Source organism: Bacteroides sp. AM16-13 (genome assembly GCF_003602705.1).
Lineage (GTDB): Bacteria > Bacteroidota > Bacteroidia > Bacteroidales > Bacteroidaceae > Bacteroides > Bacteroides xylanisolvens.
Genome location: NZ_QTLK01000040.1, coordinates 13,700 through 29,641 on the forward strand (window position 1 = coordinate 13,700; position 15,942 = coordinate 29,641).

Annotated in this window: 10 protein-coding genes; 6 read left to right on the forward strand and 4 right to left on the reverse strand. The window is 39.6% G+C overall.

The features are described 5' to 3' along the window. Window positions 1-12: 12 nt before the first annotated feature. The 6 genes from DW173_RS22385 (at window position 13) to DW173_RS22410 (ending at window position 11,664) form a co-directional block, all read left to right on the forward strand. Window positions 13-2,556 carry a zinc-dependent metalloprotease gene (locus tag DW173_RS22385; protein ID WP_074705930.1) on the forward strand — a complete coding sequence of 848 codons (2,544 nt, stop codon included), beginning with the start codon at window positions 13-15 and terminating at the stop codon, window positions 2,554-2,556. 81 nt (window positions 2,557-2,637) lie between these two features. Further along, window positions 2,638-3,057 (forward strand): carboxypeptidase-like regulatory domain-containing protein, encoded by a 420-nt coding sequence (locus DW173_RS22390; protein ID WP_004309031.1) that lies wholly within the window; start codon window positions 2,638-2,640, stop codon window positions 3,055-3,057. Window positions 3,058-3,096: 39 nt separating this feature from the next. After that, complete coding sequence (locus DW173_RS22395; RefSeq protein WP_120145267.1) at window positions 3,097-5,880, forward strand: outer membrane beta-barrel protein; 2,784 nt, start codon at window positions 3,097-3,099, stop codon at window positions 5,878-5,880. 185 nt (window positions 5,881-6,065) lie between these two features. After that, window positions 6,066-7,001 carry an ABC transporter ATP-binding protein gene (locus DW173_RS22400; RefSeq protein WP_118220118.1) on the forward strand — a complete coding sequence of 312 codons (936 nt, stop codon included), beginning with the start codon at window positions 6,066-6,068 and terminating at the stop codon, window positions 6,999-7,001. A 1-nt stretch (window position 7,002) separates the two neighbouring features. After that, window positions 7,003-9,324, forward strand: coding sequence for a Gldg family protein (locus DW173_RS22405; protein WP_120145268.1), 2,322 nt, complete (start codon window positions 7,003-7,005; stop codon window positions 9,322-9,324). A gap of 12 nt (window positions 9,325-9,336) precedes the next feature. After that, window positions 9,337-11,664 (forward strand): Gldg family protein, encoded by a 2,328-nt coding sequence (locus DW173_RS22410; RefSeq protein WP_120145269.1) that lies wholly within the window; start codon window positions 9,337-9,339, stop codon window positions 11,662-11,664. Between the two features lie 79 nt (window positions 11,665-11,743). On the opposite strand, the gene DW173_RS22415 is transcribed toward DW173_RS22410, so the two are convergent. From DW173_RS22415 to DW173_RS22430, 4 genes are all read right to left on the reverse strand, one after another. After that, window positions 11,744-13,183 carry a sensor histidine kinase gene (locus DW173_RS22415; RefSeq protein ID WP_120145272.1) on the reverse strand — a complete coding sequence of 480 codons (1,440 nt, stop codon included), beginning with the start codon at window positions 13,181-13,183 and terminating at the stop codon, window positions 11,744-11,746. Window positions 13,184-13,202: 19 nt separating this feature from the next. Further along, window positions 13,203-14,333: a sensor protein KdpD gene (locus DW173_RS22420; RefSeq protein ID WP_120145270.1), complete on the reverse strand. Its 1,131-nt coding sequence runs from the start codon at window positions 14,331-14,333 to the stop codon at window positions 13,203-13,205. Between the two features lie 84 nt (window positions 14,334-14,417). Then, the gene (locus DW173_RS22425; protein WP_004306399.1) at window positions 14,418-15,182 is read right to left on the reverse strand and encodes a hypothetical protein; all 765 of its coding nucleotides are present in this window, start codon (window positions 15,180-15,182) and stop codon (window positions 14,418-14,420) included. 118 nt (window positions 15,183-15,300) lie between these two features. Next, window positions 15,301-15,873 (reverse strand): K(+)-transporting ATPase subunit C, encoded by a 573-nt coding sequence (locus tag DW173_RS22430; RefSeq protein ID WP_120145271.1) that lies wholly within the window; start codon window positions 15,871-15,873, stop codon window positions 15,301-15,303. Window positions 15,874-15,942: the final 69 nt, after the last annotated feature.

The window sequence follows — 15,942 nt, forward strand, 5'->3', positions numbered from 1 at the left end:
GAGGGACAAAAGATGAAAAAACTATTTTTATGGTTAATGCCAATTTTGTTGATTATCGGATCAACAAATGAAGCCAATGCCCGCTCCAAAAAGAAAAAAGGAAAAGCAAAAACCGAACAACAGACTGACAGTGTTCAAAAGAAAAAAAGGAGTGTCTACGACAAGCTTTTCAAAGATAAGAAGAAACATACAGTCAATAAAGGGACAATCACAGTTCATCAGTACGAGGATAAGATTTATCTGGAACTACCGGTTGAATTAATGGGACGGGATTTTTTAGTAAATTCTGCCATCACTACTGCAAGTGACATTTCGCTGGCGGGCACAAAAGCTGCTCAAAGTAGGTATCTGATTATTGATAAAACCGATTCATTAATATTATTCCGAGATCCGAAATACAATGTTCGCCTCAACGAACAGGACGATAATCAAGAAGCGGCTTTTGCATTATCTCGTAGTAATGCTATTTACAAAGCATTTCCAATTGAAGGATACACCAGCGATTCAACGGCTGTTGTATTTAATGCCACTTCCTATTTCTCTTGTTCCAATAAAGATGTACTCAATCTTAGCGGACGCAGTTATGGAGGTATGCTCACAATTGTAAGTGCTTCCCCTCAAAGTAAAACATCTTTTGTGGACTCTGCAGATGCATTCGACAATTGTATCAGTATCACTCAAAACTGTACTGCAAAGTTGAGCATCAGCATCATGGGATTCGTCTCCAAAGAACAACCGGAATTAACAATGTCAGTGCAAACAACATTAGCCCTACTGTCGAAAGAAAAGATGAATACCCGCGAAGCCAACCCACGTGTAGGAACAGGTTATATATCATACACAGACTATCGTAATGAAAAACGTTTCAAGAAAGGATACTATGTAACACGCCGTAATATAACGACACAACAACCTGTTGTCTTCTACATCGACACTCTGATTCAAGATAGCTGGGTAAAAGCCATCCAAAAAAGTGCAGATGAATGGAATATAATATTTGAAGACTTAGGAATAGGAAAACCAATCATAATAAAACCATATGAGAAAGATTCAACTTTCCGTGCTAATAACCCAATGATAAATACGATTGCTTTCCTGAATAACAACAACTCGGAAGTTACCGCATACAATGTCACTGATTTACGCACTGGAGAAATCTTAAGTACCAAGATAGGAGTACCACGCGACCTTGCCGTCAGCGTACGTCGTAATGGAGTATACCAAATGGCAGAGATTGATCCGCGCTTCCGGACTTATTACATTGCCGATGAGGTGATCTGTGAGAATCTGACAGCACGTATGCTAAAAGCATTTGGTCTTAGTTTGGGATTGGCAACTAATTTGGCTGGTTCTGCAGCATACTCCCCTGAGGAACTGCGTTCTCCTGAATTTACTCAAAAATATGGTATCACAGCTTCAGTCATGGACAACGTATTATACAATTATCTGGCACAGCCCGGTGATAAAGAAAAAGGAGTGGTATTGATTGTCGACAAACCGGGTGTATGTGATGCATTTACGCTCAAATATCTGTATGCCGCCACCAGTGAAAATGAATCAGACATGTTGAAGAAATGGGCTATGGAACACGATGGAGATCCACGCTATTTCTATGGAAAGCGTTCACCAGCTTATGCTACAGACCCGCGTTGCCAAAACTATGATTTAGGTAATGATCCGATAGCCTCTTTAGATGCACAAATCGCTCATGTGAAATATGTAGTTAAAAATAGTCCTGCCTGGTTTCACGACGATAATATCCCCAATGATTACCGGGAGCTATTTCCTGATTTTGTGATTATTGAATTAATCAATAAAACATTGTCACCTGTATCTTCTTATATCGGAGGTATTTATATCAATGAAGCCAACGAAAAAAGCAATGTTCCTTCATATCAACCGGTATCGGCAGATATGCAAAAGAAAGTCTTACAAAAGATATTCAGTACCTTCTATGATTTAAGTTGGCTGGACTCTAATAAGGATTTCTTGCGTTTAGGTGGTGTCAATCCTGATATGTCAACATGGATTTACAATAACGGGTATCCAATGATGTCTTTGATGTTTCGTTTGATGCGTATGGGATTGAGTGTAGAGAAATCAACTAGACCTTATACCCAAGAAGCATATTTGAATGATATAGAGAAACAATTATTCAAAGAAACTTTAAATGGGAAACCTTTAAGTGCTCCAATGATTGCACAACTGTCTGTATATATCAGTTCTTTAAAAGGAATGTGTCCGACATTAAAGGCTATTGACAAGGCTGTATCAACAAGAGTAACTTCCATTGCTCTCAACGAGCAAACTAATCATAAGTTACAATCATTAGGGTTGCTGACAACTTTTGCCTCTATATCTGCAACAGAAGAGCAATCGGGTATGGAACCTATGACTGCTGTCAATTTCTATGTCGGTACGGATATCGAAGCCATTTGCTATGATAAGTTGAAAAGTACACGTCGCTATTTGATACAAGCTCGTTCTTTGGCTAGTAATGATATTGAACGTGGAAAATGCGATTATTTGATAGCGATGATTGACAGGGTAATTTAGCCTTTCCTCTACCATTCAACGTGTATGTTTATAAAAAGTTTAGTGATAGTAAAATGTATAACAATTAAAAAAAATTATATTATGAAGCAGATTATTTTATTCATTGTATTCATATTTACTATAATGATGTGTTCTTTTGCACAAGAAGCCCCCTCCTCTCCAATAATCAAGGCAAGAGACAATAAAAGTACTGAGTTTTTCAAAAACAAAAAACTTCAATCTCCGATCTCCCCAATGGTCCTTTTCAGTCAGAAAATCACAGGGGTTGTTTATACTGAAGGAGGAAAAGAGGTACTAATAGGCGCGAGCGTTATCGAAGTGGGTAGTACTAATGGTACTATAACTGATATTGATGGAGAATATAGTATAGGCATTTCTAAGGCCGACAAAAAAATTCTCCAAGCAAGTTATCTGGGTTATGAAACAAAACAAGAAAGAATTGGAGGCCGTAGGGTGGTGAACTTCTTCCTAAAAGAAAGTTCACAAGCCTTAGACAAATAAAACCACACACTATCACTAAACTTTTTATAAAACAGCAATATGAAAAAATTTATTTCTATTTTTTTATTGTTATACATTACTTTACCGATAAATGCTCAAGATAAAACAAATGAGCTATCGGGATTTATTATACACAAACAAGAAAATGGGTCTAATGGTTCATTAGACGGTGCCAATATCTTTTTGATCTATGCAAAAGACACACTGAAAACAACAAGCATAAATGGAGTATTCCGTTTCAAACCCATAAAAACAGGAAAAGCAAAACTCATTATCACTGCAATAGGGTGTCGGAAAGTTGAAAAAGAATTAAATATAATAGCTGGAAAGAATTCTAATCTTTACATAGAAATTTTGGATGAATCCATCCAACTGGAGGAAGTCACCATCAAGGGCAGAATCCCCATTGTGACCCAAAATGGCGACACGCTAATATTCAACCCGAAGGCAGTCAACATACAAGAAGGGGATGTCGCTATGAATATAGTCGAGCAACTTCCCGGAACAGAGACTGACGACCATTCCGTCAAAATCATGGGAAAACAAGTAACCAAAACTTATATAGACGGCAGACTAATATTCGGAAGTGACCCAATGGCAGCACTAAAGAATCTTTCTGCAACAGATGTATTAAAAATCAAGGCTTATGATGAATATGAAAATACGAAAACAAAAAAACTAATGTACAGAGGGGATCTCACCAGAGTGCTCAACATAGAAACCAAAAGCAAACTCATCAGCTCATGGAAAGCACACCTATTGGCTAGTACAGGCAGCAACATGGACTCAAAGAACGACAGAGGAAAGTTCCGTAAAGGGCTCGGACTCACCACTAACTTTTTCTCCGAGAAATTTTTACTCACAAGTAATGTATTTCACAATAATATCAACCGAAAATCAAATAATATCAAAAATGTTCTTTCCATTTCCGATCCTGGTAGTACTTACAACGAAACGACTTATGCAGATCTGGCTACGGAACGCTCATGGGACACAGAAAATGGAACATACGGTACATTTAGAGCATTTTACACTTTCGGATATAATCGCGATAATACAAATACACGATCCGAACAACATTATTTTCCTAGCAACAATTATCAGCAGCGCCTTTATGAAGAACAAAATAGCAACAGTGACAGAAAACAAAATCACTATTCCGAATTTTCTTTCTCCAATTCAAATGACAAATGGGGAGAATTCCGTTGGAACCAGCTTATAACATATAACAACAACAAAGATTGGCAATCGCTTTACATCTATAATGAAGAAAACAATCTTCAAACATCGAAAAGCCTGATGCATTACGATAATCTAAACAAGAATTTTCATGTGAAGGAAGATGTCAGTTATGTCAACAGTATTACCGACAGAATCGGATATACATTAGAAAGTTCAGTAGATATAAATAAAGGCAAAAATCATTCATTACGGATAGACACATTAGAAAGTTCGACAACACAAACTTATCTGACTATTCCATCAAAACTCCGCAATACGGAGTGGAACGGCAATGCGCAATTAATATATATACTGAATCCAGAAAATGACACCCAAATATCTTTTGACTATTCCGTTAAATACGAAAACGGATGGAAACACCAATTCGCCTGGAATATGTTGAGCCCCACAAATCCACAAACAGACGAAGCCAATACATATAGTTATAAAATAAATAACCTGACACAAAAACAGGAAGTTTCATTTCACTTTTTTCCCTTTCAAAAAACAAGTTGTGACATTTCAGCCGGACTGAAGGAAAGTACACTTAAGCGGAAAGAAAAAGAAATGGACAACTACCGTAAAACATTCATCTCTCCAACAGTAGCAATATCTTTTGTGCATACAGATATAACAAAGTCATGGAGTGCCGCTTACAGACTGCATAATTTTGCACCAAACATAGTGCAGTTACGCCCACAAATAGATAATAGCAATCCTTACATGCTGCGCAGTGGAAATCCCAACTTAAAACAATCATATCTACATTCGTTCCTCTTCAATTGCAATCGTATGTTAGGAAAACATAACCACACCATAGGTGTTATTATCAATGCCTCTATCCGCCAACACTCTCCTGTTGCAAAGACAACCTATTACAATGCCGAAACTTATCTACCGGAATTGCAATATACAGCACCTGCACACAGTTCTCTAATTAGTTTTGAAAACGTAGAAGGATATTGGGACATAAAAGGCAAACTGATATGGCAGGCTCCTATACGTAGTATAAAATCCAAATATGCCTTATCTACCGGATTCAACTACGAACATAACCCATATTATATAGGAGAAAATAAGACTACAACACGTACCTATGATCCATCGCTCGAACATTTTCTACTCTGTAATCTAACTAAAAGATTAAAAATAACAATCAGTGCCAATACTCATTATGTACATAGCATCAATACTGAAAATTATACAGGTAAAACATTCTATCAGACGGCAGGAGCAATGTTAGATATAAGCCAAATATGTAAATACTTCTATCTAAGTAGTCATTATAATTTCATTTTCAGCCGTGATTATGGAATCAATAAAGAGATTAATCGCAATCACACCCTAAACTTGAATGTTGGCTGTAAAGTGTTAAATCGCAAAGGAGACATTAGTATTGCCGCATATGATCTACTAAATAGTCATCGGACTTTCAACAGCCAAATGTATTCCAACTACATTCAAAACACGTGGACAAATTATTATGGACGGTTTTTCACCATAAATTTTGCTTATCGGTTTGGTAAAGTGAAATCGAACTACGAAGGTACTACAAATGACGGAAGCATACGCGAATATAGGCCGATGTCCGGCAAAATGTGAATTTCATAGCTATCCAAATGAAAGATAACCATACCAGTTATATTGACAGAGAGAACTTCGGGCGGTATTTTACCATAAATTTCTCCTGGAAATTCAGAAAAATCAAATCGAACCGGATGGATATTTCAAGAGGGGTTGCATGGTAATATGAATAAGAAATCTATTAATCATTTAAAATAAAAAGTATGAGTACTCCTATTGTCGAAGTTAAACACTTATCTCATCGTTATAGTGTAGATTGGGCCATTCGCGATATCAATTTTTCTATTGAGAAAACAGGAATATTAGGTCTGTTAGGGTCTAATGGAGCAGGTAAGTCCACCACTATGAATATCATCTGTGGAGTTTTAAATCAAACGGAAGGGGATGTATTTATCAATGGCATCGATCTACGAAAAAATCCGGTTGAAGCAAAAAAACATATTGGTTTCTTACCTCAAAAACCACCTCTCCATCCGGACTTGACTGTCGACGAATATCTCATACACTGTGCCACACTGCGGAGAATGGAGAAATCAAAAATTCGTGAAGCTGTAGAAATAGCTAAAGAACGTTGCGCTATTGCCCATTTTAGCAAACGACTGATAAAAAATCTTTCAGGCGGATATCAACAAAGAGTAGGAATTGCACAGGCTATTGTACATAATCCTCCATTCGTAGTACTTGATGAACCTACAAACGGGCTTGATCCTAACCAAATTGTCGAAATACGCAATCTGATTAAAGAAATTGCTGAAGATCATTCTGTCCTACTCTCCACTCATATCCTGTCGGAAGTGCAAGCTACCTGCAATGATATTCGTATGATTGAACATGGTAAAGTCGTATTTTCAGGTAGCATGAAAGACTTTGATAACTATGTGGTTCCAAGTAGTTTCACCGTTACATTTGCCCTTCCCCCTTCTATTGAAGAACTAGCAAAGATAGAACATGTGTTGAATATAGAAGAACTCTATCCCGGTACATTCCGGATACGCTTTGATGACGATGAAAACATAACTGAACGAGTAGTAGCCTTAAGCATACAAAACGGATGGCGGCTGAAAGAAATCACGATGGAACGCTGCTCTCTTGACATAATCTTTGCACAACTATCGGGAAAACTTAAAAATAATATCTAACATGACGGATTTAAAGATTATAATGCGTATTGCCCGAACCGATCTGGCTATTTTATTCTATTCGCCGATTGCATGGTTCATATTGATTGTTTTCTCATTCCTGACAACATCAAGTTTTACGTCATTAATGGAGAATATAGTGACCGACTATGATCTGTCAGGAGGCAAAGAAGTTTCTTTGAGCGGTATCTGCTTCTTAGGTAGTTACGGCTTTTTGTCCTCCGTCGTATCAAACATATACATCTATATTCCATTGTTGACAATGGGACTCATCAGTCGCGAAACGGCATCGGGTTCAATCAAACTGGCATATTCATCCCCAGTCACCAGTGGTCAGATCGTATTGGGTAAATATCTTGCAGCCATCGGATTTGGTTGCTGTCTGATGCTTGTCCCGATAGCCAGTGCTATTTATGGCGGTTTGGTAATCCCTTCTTTTGATTGGGCTCCTGTACTAGTCGCCCTTCTAGGACTCTATTTATTAATATGCGCCTATTGCGCTATCGGGCTCTTTATGTCCTCACTCACGACTTATCAAGTAGTAGCAGCAGTTGGGACTCTTATTATATTAGCTATACTGAATTTTGTAGGAAATATCGGCCAGGAATACGATTTTATACGCGAACTGACTTATTGGCTGTCAATAAACGGAAGAACAATCGATATGCTGAATGGAGTAATTCGGAGTGAAGATGTGATTTATTTCGTGGTCGTAGTAACCCTTTTCCTGACATTTACCACTTTCAAACTTACATCCGACCGGCGCACTATCAGTCGTTTCCGGCAAGCAATCAGCTATCTGGGATTTTTTGTCGCAGCAATGGCAATTGGCTATTTCACTTCACGTCCGGGAATGATTAAGGTATGGGATACAACACGCACTAAACTAAACTCACTTACCGAAAATAGCCAACACGTATTAGCAAAATTGACAGGACCGGTAACTATTACCAATTATGTTAACCTACTTGATAACAAATCATATCGCTACCTCCCTATCATGAAGAAAGCGAATGAAACAATCTTCGAACCTTATTGTCTCGCTAAACCGGACCTGCAAGTGAAATATGTCTATTATTATGATTTCGCCCCCAACGGCGTTGCAAATAATCCTAAGTTTCAAGGCAAAACAGTAGATGAGATGCGTGATTATATGACCATGATTTATAACTTGAATCCTCATTTATTCAAATCTCCGGCAGAAATCCGCCAAATCATCGACCTGCGTGAAGAACAAAATACATTTGTTCGCATTATGGAAACGCAAGATGGAAAACGTACCTTCATCCGTGATTTTGAAGATATGGATGCAACGCCATCCGAAGCGGAAATTACAGCAGCCATCAAAAAGATGATTTCAACTCCTCCCACTGTTGCCTTTATCAAAGGAGACGGTGAACGTGAGGTGTCCAAATCCGGTGACCGCGATTATAGCAACTTCTCCATTGAGAAATATTCTAGAGCCGCCTTAATCAATCAAGGCTTTGATGTCTGCGAGATCGATATTTCTCACGGAGACACCATTCCTTCCTTAATCAATATTGTGGTTCTTGCAGAAATGAGAACTCCGCTTACTGAAAAAGGGAAAAATCAACTGGAAACTTACCTGGCTCGTGGAGGTAATTTGTTTATTCTCACCGATACAGGCAGACAAGAAGTTATGAATCCTTTTTTAAGCAAACTCGGTATCAAGATGGAAGAATACCAACTGGCACAATCTTCCGCTGATTTCTCTCCTAATCTGATTCTAGCCAAGGCAACCCGTGAATCGGGAAAACTTACATTCGGATTCAAAGATGATTTTCCCAAATATGATTTACGTGTCTCTATGCCCGGATGTGTAGCCCTTACATGCTCCGACAACGATTACGGCTTCCAATATACTCCGATTCTTGAAACAAATGCCAAAGGTGTATGGATTGAAAAAGAACAAACAGATTTACAGGAATCACCAGTAGAATGTAATGCTTCGGCAGGAGAGAAAGAACAAACCTATATCACAGCCTATGCCCTTTCACGCCAACTGAAAGATAAAGAGCAGCGTATTATCATCTCTGGTGATGCGGATTGCATAAGCAACACCGAACTGACTCTTTCACGCGAAGGATATAGATCAGGAAACTTTAATCTGATTATCGAAAGCTTCCGCTGGCTTTCTGGAGGAGAATTTCCAATCGACATACGCCGTCCCCATTGTACCGACAATAAACTTTCGATCGGAGTGAAAGATATTGGTACAATGAAAACTATTTTCATAATCATTATACCAGCTATCCTCTTACTTATAGGAGTTGGCATCTGGTTTTTCCGCAGAAGAAATTAATAAGAGAAAAAGATGAACTTAAGACTTATACTTAGAATAGCCCGTACCGAACTAGCGGTACTCTTTTACTCACCGGTCGCATGGTTGCTGCTGGTCGCATTTACATGCCAGGTAGGATTCGACTTTATGAATATCCTGACGGAAATAGTAAAAATAAAAGCATTGGGCAACACGATCACTTTTAGCGTCACAGCCGGTTTTGTCCTTGGTCTCAAAGGAATATATGAAGTAATACAAGAAACCATTTATCTGTATATTCCTTTATTAACCATGAATTTGATGAGTCGTGAATATTCATCAGGCTCTATCAAACTACTTTATTCATCACCGGTAAGCAGTGTTCAAATCATTACCGGCAAGTTTGTTTCAATGGTGGTATTTGCCCTAATCTTTGTCATCATCCTTGCCCTACCGACAATCGTAATGTTTATCTCCGTGCCGCATGTCGATATTACACTTATCTTGGCGGGATTGTTATCCATGTTTCTGTTGATACTGACCTATTGTTCTATCGGTCTCTTTATGACCACACTCACATCTTACCAAGTTGTGGCAGCTGTTGCCACCCTTTCCGCATTAGCATTTCTCAATTATGTGGGAGGAATTGGACAGGAGTCCATATTCTTTAGAGAAATTACTTATTGGCTATCCATTAAAGGACGTGCCAGTGAGATGGTTGGAGGATTGATATGTAGCGATGACGTTATCTATTTCCTTGCCGTAATTTTATTATTCCTCTGGCTATCGGTCATTAAACTGAATAATGAAAAAACACGTCGCTCACTCTTTTCAAAAACAATGCGCTATGCCTTAGCTGTATGTACCATTATAGTTATCGGCTTTGTCAGTTCCCGTCCGGCAATGATGGGCTTTTATGATGCTACCCGCAGCAAACAACGTACACTTTCAGAAGAAAGCCAGAAAGTAATGGAGCAATTGTCCGGACCTATGACGATCACAACTTACGTCAATATTTTCGATAAAGAATTTGATGTCGCTTCTCCAAGAGAGCAAAAAGAGGATATGGCACGCTTCAAAATGTACACACGTTTCAAACCAGAGATAAAAATGGAGTATGTTTACTATTACTCTACACCGAAAGACAGCACCCTTTATCGCCAATATCCGAATAAAAACATTCGTGAGATAGCTTATGAAGTTGCCAAGAAGAAGAACTTCAATCCTAAAAAGCTTAAAAGCGCCGAAGAACTGAAAGAAAAAATAGACTTGGCTAAAGAAAATTATCGATTTGTGCGGGTTGTTGAACGTGGCTCCGGTGAACAAGCCCGCCTTCGTTTGTTCGACGATATGGAATATCACCCTTCTGAAACAGAAATCTCCGCAGCATTGAAGAAAATGCTTGTTACTCCTGTGAAGGTAGGCGCCATCACAGGACATCAGGAACGTTCCACCACTAAAAAGGGAGATCAGGATTACTCACTTTTCGCCACACATGGACGCTTTCGTTATTCCATGATTAATCAAGGTTTTGATTTGGTGGAACTGAATCTAAAGGATATGAATGATATACCAAGTAATATCAATATATTACTTATTGCTGAAATGCGTTCTTCCATGAGTTCCAAAGAACAAGAAATCATAGACCGTTTTCTTGAACGCGGAGGTAATATGATGATTATGGGCGACGTCGGACGTCAGGAAGTAATGAATCCTTTACTCCGGAAAGTCGGTTTAAAACTGTTGCCGGGAATCATTGCACAACCTTCTGATGTTAATCCCGGAGACCTCGTTCTCGCGAAAGCTACCCAGATAGCCGCCGACAGTATAGGAGGCTTCTACAAACGTATGGTTGACAGGCAGAAGTATAGTGCAGTCACCATGCCATCGGCTGTTGCTCTGGAAGTTGTCGATACAACAAAATTCCATCCAATAGTTTTATTACAAAGCAACGCCCAACAGACATGGATTGAGTATCAAACAAAAGATTTTTTGAATGACTCCCTTTCATTAGACTCTCTTCAAGGTGAAAAGTTAGGAGCCTATCCCACGGCAATAGCGTTAACCCGCAAGATTAAAGCCAAAGATAAAAAACAACGGATCATTGTGTTGGGGGATGCAGACTGTTTCAGTAATGCCGAACTACAAAAAAGCTCAAGACCGGGTATCTATTCATTCAACTTCAATATGATTCCCGGTTCATTCCGTTGGCTATGCTATAATAAATTTCCGGTATCTTCTTCCAGAGCCCCTTATCTTGACAAAGATATCAGCCTGACTCCTATGGATCTATCTACTATCAAAATTATCTATTGCTATGGCATCCCATTTATTATTGGTCTGTGTGGTATTTGGATATGCTGGAGGAGAAGAAAACGATAAAAAGAGAGAACAGAGAAACTTCCGGCAAGCAGATTTCATGCCTGTCGGAAGTCTAATTCTTTCATAGACTCCTTCAAAACTACGCCTTCAACCGCATCACAAACCGACTCCCCTTACCCAATTCGCTCTCTACCGTCAGCATACCGCCATGAGCTTCCACAAAATCCTTGGAAATAGATAACCCCAAGCCACTACCTTGCACTTTCGTTCCGGGTACACGGAAATAACGGTCGAAGATACTTTTGTGATAACGCGGATCAATGCCTTTGCCAAAGTCCTGGACATACAATTCAATCCAGTTTTCATCCTGTTTGGCACCAATAACCACATGCCCGTTTTCTTTTGAATAACGAATAGCGTTACTTAACAGATTCGTCAATACCCAAGCAATCTTCTCGCTGTCGACAAACAGTTTACCGATTTTCTCCTCCGGATACTCCACTTCTATCTGAATATTAAACTTATCCGCTTGCACCTGATTAGCTTTGATCGCATACTCGATCAGTTCAATCGGTTTGGTGATCTTCGGCATCAACTGTAATTTACCAGCTTCCACCTGCGTCATGTTAAGCAATTCTCCGGTGATACTTAACAAGCGTTCGCTGTTCTCCTTGATACTCTTTGAAAGCTGTTCCTGCTCATCATTCAGCGCACCGACACGCTTATCCTCAAGCAGTTGTAGACTCATCATAATAGCAGCAATCGGAGTTTTCAATTCATGAGAGATCGTTGAAATAAATGTAGTCTTGGCAGAATCCAGTTCTTTGAATTCCGTGATATTCTTAAGTAAAATGACATCACCCAGTTTGCGAGGTTCCCCTTTTTCAGCCTCCGTATTAATAATCGGGACATAAGAGACCTTAAAATAACTTTCCTTATTATCCGCATAAATTTTTAAAGCCTCTTTCTGATCGCTTGGCGTCACCAACTCACGAATTAGTCGGCGGAGCAGGTCATTCTTCAAAGAAAGTTCCTCTGCCGATTTACGAATCACATTCTCCCGTTTCATATTCAGAATACTTAAGGCTTCATCATTGATAAACAAAACCTCACGTTCTGTATTCAGACCGATAATCGGGTCGTTAATACTGTTAACAATAGCTTCTATAAACTTTTTAGCAGAAAGAATATCCGACAAAGTACTGGCACGATATTCAGTCAAACGCTCCGCCATCCGGTTGAAACTGTCAGCCACTTCACGGAACTCTTCATTGTCACTCATGTCGAGACGCTTCTCATAGTTATGATTGGCTATTTCAAGAATTCCTTCTTTCAGCTCCTTAATCGGCTTGCTGATAGAACGAGGCAACCAATAAAGCAATATCAGTCCGGTCAAGATACAGATTCCCCCTGTTATGGAGATCCATAGCAATGCACGTTCCAAGGCAGGCATAGCAGCAGGACTATCAGGCTCTGTCGCAGTCAGAGTTTGAAGATTCACTACTGAAAGTGTTACCAACAAAATAATCATTCCTGCCAACATCCCAATGCCAAGAATCAGTTTCGTTTTAATATTCATAACGTTCATACGATTAATATTATGCAAGTATAATCAAATCTACATTAGCTTGCGACAAATTATTTAAAAACTTTCTATATCCCAGTATAGAACAAATTGCGTACGGCAACCTCAAATTAGGAGTTCCCATACACACTGTCGATATCTGTTTCTCTTTACAAACCTTGACGATGCTCCCCAAAATGTCTTTCGACTGCACCTGGACAACTTCTCCCCCAAGTTCCGCCACCAGTTTAAAATGATTCAACAAATACCGTTGACTGGCCAAATCAATTCGATCCATACTCTCTTTCGGAGTCTGAACATACAAAGCTATAAAAGTAGTATTATACCGGGTTGCCAACTTTGCCGCCTTTCTGATAATTCGCCGGGGTGTTTTCTCGTGACTACTGATACAAGCCATAAACTTCTCATGCCGAAGTCCGACGGCTACTCCCATCATCACTTCATTCTCCACCTTTTTTTCTACCCGCAACGCCACTTCCTTCAGAGCCAACTCACGCAATTGAAGAATATTCTCGGTTCTAAAGAAATTATCCAATGCTGTCTGAATCTTTTCCGGACGATAGATCTTTCCCGCTTTCAAACGGGCAATCAGTTCTTCTGCCGTCAAGTCAATATTCACCACCTCATCCGCTTCCTGAAGCACACTGTCGGGCACTCGTTCTTTCACTTCAATCCCCGTAATCTCCTGCACTTCTTCATTCACGCTTTCGATGTGCTGAATATTGATTGCCGAAATCACATTGATTCCTTCATCCAACAATGTCATTACATCTTGCCAACGTTTCTCATTCAGACTTCCTTCCACATTGGTATGTGCCAATTCATCCACTATCACAATTTCGGGATGAAGGCGAATAATAGAATCTAAATCCATTTCTTCCAATTCCTTTCCCTTATAGAAGATTTTACGTCGCGGAATGACAGGAAGTCCTTGTAGCATCCCTTCCGTCCCGGCGCGTCCATGAGTTTCGATATAGCCGATTTGCACGTTCACACCGTTCTCCAGCAGTTCATGTGCCTCCTGAAGCATACGATATGACTTTCCCACACCGGCTATCATACCGATATAGACCTTGAATTTGCCCCGGTGGGACTTCTTTATCAGATCCAAAAAATACTGTACACTATGTTCTCTATCATCCATTACGTCAATCTGTTATTTTAAACATCCTAACCCGTAGTAATCATCACGATCACCACGGGTTTCACAAAAATTCATGAGTTTATTTTATGGCCTTAAAGTTACGCCAAATACTAAATGGGCGTCCTCCAAACGTGGATTCCATATAGCCTGTACAAATATAGGCAATGAAAACTTATCATTAAAATTTATTGCTTTCGTTGCTTTCAAAGCTAGGTTCGTCACTGCAAACCCATTCACATTATACTGCGGAGTCTTATAAGGAACCACTCCACAAGTAGCATTCAGATCAACTCCTTTCACACTGAACGGATAATTCAGTTCTACGTAAGAAGAGTATGCCTGCTTTTCCTCCCCCTCATCAGTCGTTTTTCTGTCAGCACCGGCAAACATGGTATACCATGCGATAGATAACGGGAACTTTTCAATAGGAAGCGTATAAGCTAACCCTGCTTCAAAATGATGTCCGGTGTCTCCACTTTTAAAATGGAAATAATTATTGGTAAGTTCTCCATTAGCCACATCAGCTTGTCCGTCCCACCAAAGAGTGGCTACAGAAAGTGTCGGTCCCGCTTCACCAAACTTATAAGCTGCGGTTAGGTCAATTTCTTTATTACTCTCACTCAAACTGGTTGAGCCCCATGCAGTAAGCGAGAAATTACCTACGCTAAATCCCAAAGTCGGCTGAAAGGAAGCGGCTCCCCCCTGATAAATACCACGCCATACATACGAACTTACCAAATCACCTTGTATAGTAAACTCTTGTGCTTGTGCATTGCTAGTTCCCAACATACATACGGCTGCTACAGCCATTGTTCCTAAAATACTCTTTTTACTAAAAAAACTTTTCATACTTTTTATCTAATTCTATTTTATGTTCCTGTAAAAAAGCAGCGCCCCATCCAACCCTGTTAATTTGAACCGCGGCATAACCCAAACGGTCCGGACAGGAACGCTGCTCAATCTTCATCTACTTATTGCTTTCCTCTAAAGCGATATTCAATTTCAAGACATTCACCTTTTCTGTTCCCAACAACCCCAAAAACGGTTTTTCTATGCTTTTATCAACAATCGCTCTTACTTGTTCTTCTGTTAATCCGCGTGCTTGTGCCACTCTCTTCACTTGTACGTACGCACATCGGGGAGTGATGTTAGGATCCAGTCCCGAAGCACTGGCCGTAACCATTTCGGCAGGTACATCCGCACGGTTCAAATAAGGATGATGTACAAGGAAAGTATCGATACGTGCTTTCACTTCATCCAAATATTCCTGATTCGTAGGGCCTTTGTTGCTACCGGAAGAACTACTAGCGTCATATCCGTCTCCGGCAGAAGAAGGACGTCCCCAGAAATAAATATCTTTTGTAAACATCTGCCCCACATTAGCTGCTCCCACTACTTTTCCATCCAGCGTAGCTACCTCTGCATTTCCCTTATTAGGACCTGCAACCTGCGCAAACAGCCACAGGATAAGGATATAGAACACGGAGAAAAGGACACAAAAAGCAAGTGTTATTTTTAATGACTTCAATAAAGTTTTCATTGCTATTGTTTTTTAACCTTAATTCCGCAACACTATTATAAAATATTTTTTTTAAGTACCTGAGCAACA

Coding starts and splice junctions, on each gene's coding strand:
- DW173_RS22390 (WP_004309031.1), top strand. CDS start 2,638: ATGAAGCAGATTATTTTATTCATTGTATTCATATTTACTATAATGATG.
- DW173_RS22430 (WP_120145271.1), bottom strand. CDS start 15,873: ATGAAAACTTTATTGAAGTCATTAAAAATAACACTTGCTTTTTGTGTC.
- DW173_RS22395 (WP_120145267.1), top strand. CDS start 3,097: ATGAAAAAATTTATTTCTATTTTTTTATTGTTATACATTACTTTACCG.
- DW173_RS22385 (WP_074705930.1), top strand. CDS start 13: ATGAAAAAACTATTTTTATGGTTAATGCCAATTTTGTTGATTATCGGA.
- DW173_RS22405 (WP_120145268.1), top strand. CDS start 7,003: ATGACGGATTTAAAGATTATAATGCGTATTGCCCGAACCGATCTGGCT.
- DW173_RS22415 (WP_120145272.1), bottom strand. CDS start 13,183: ATGAATATTAAAACGAAACTGATTCTTGGCATTGGGATGTTGGCAGGA.
- DW173_RS22410 (WP_120145269.1), top strand. CDS start 9,337: ATGAACTTAAGACTTATACTTAGAATAGCCCGTACCGAACTAGCGGTA.
- DW173_RS22420 (WP_120145270.1), bottom strand. CDS start 14,333: ATGGATGATAGAGAACATAGTGTACAGTATTTTTTGGATCTGATAAAG.
- DW173_RS22425 (WP_004306399.1), bottom strand. CDS start 15,182: ATGAAAAGTTTTTTTAGTAAAAAGAGTATTTTAGGAACAATGGCTGTA.
- DW173_RS22400 (WP_118220118.1), top strand. CDS start 6,066: ATGAGTACTCCTATTGTCGAAGTTAAACACTTATCTCATCGTTATAGT.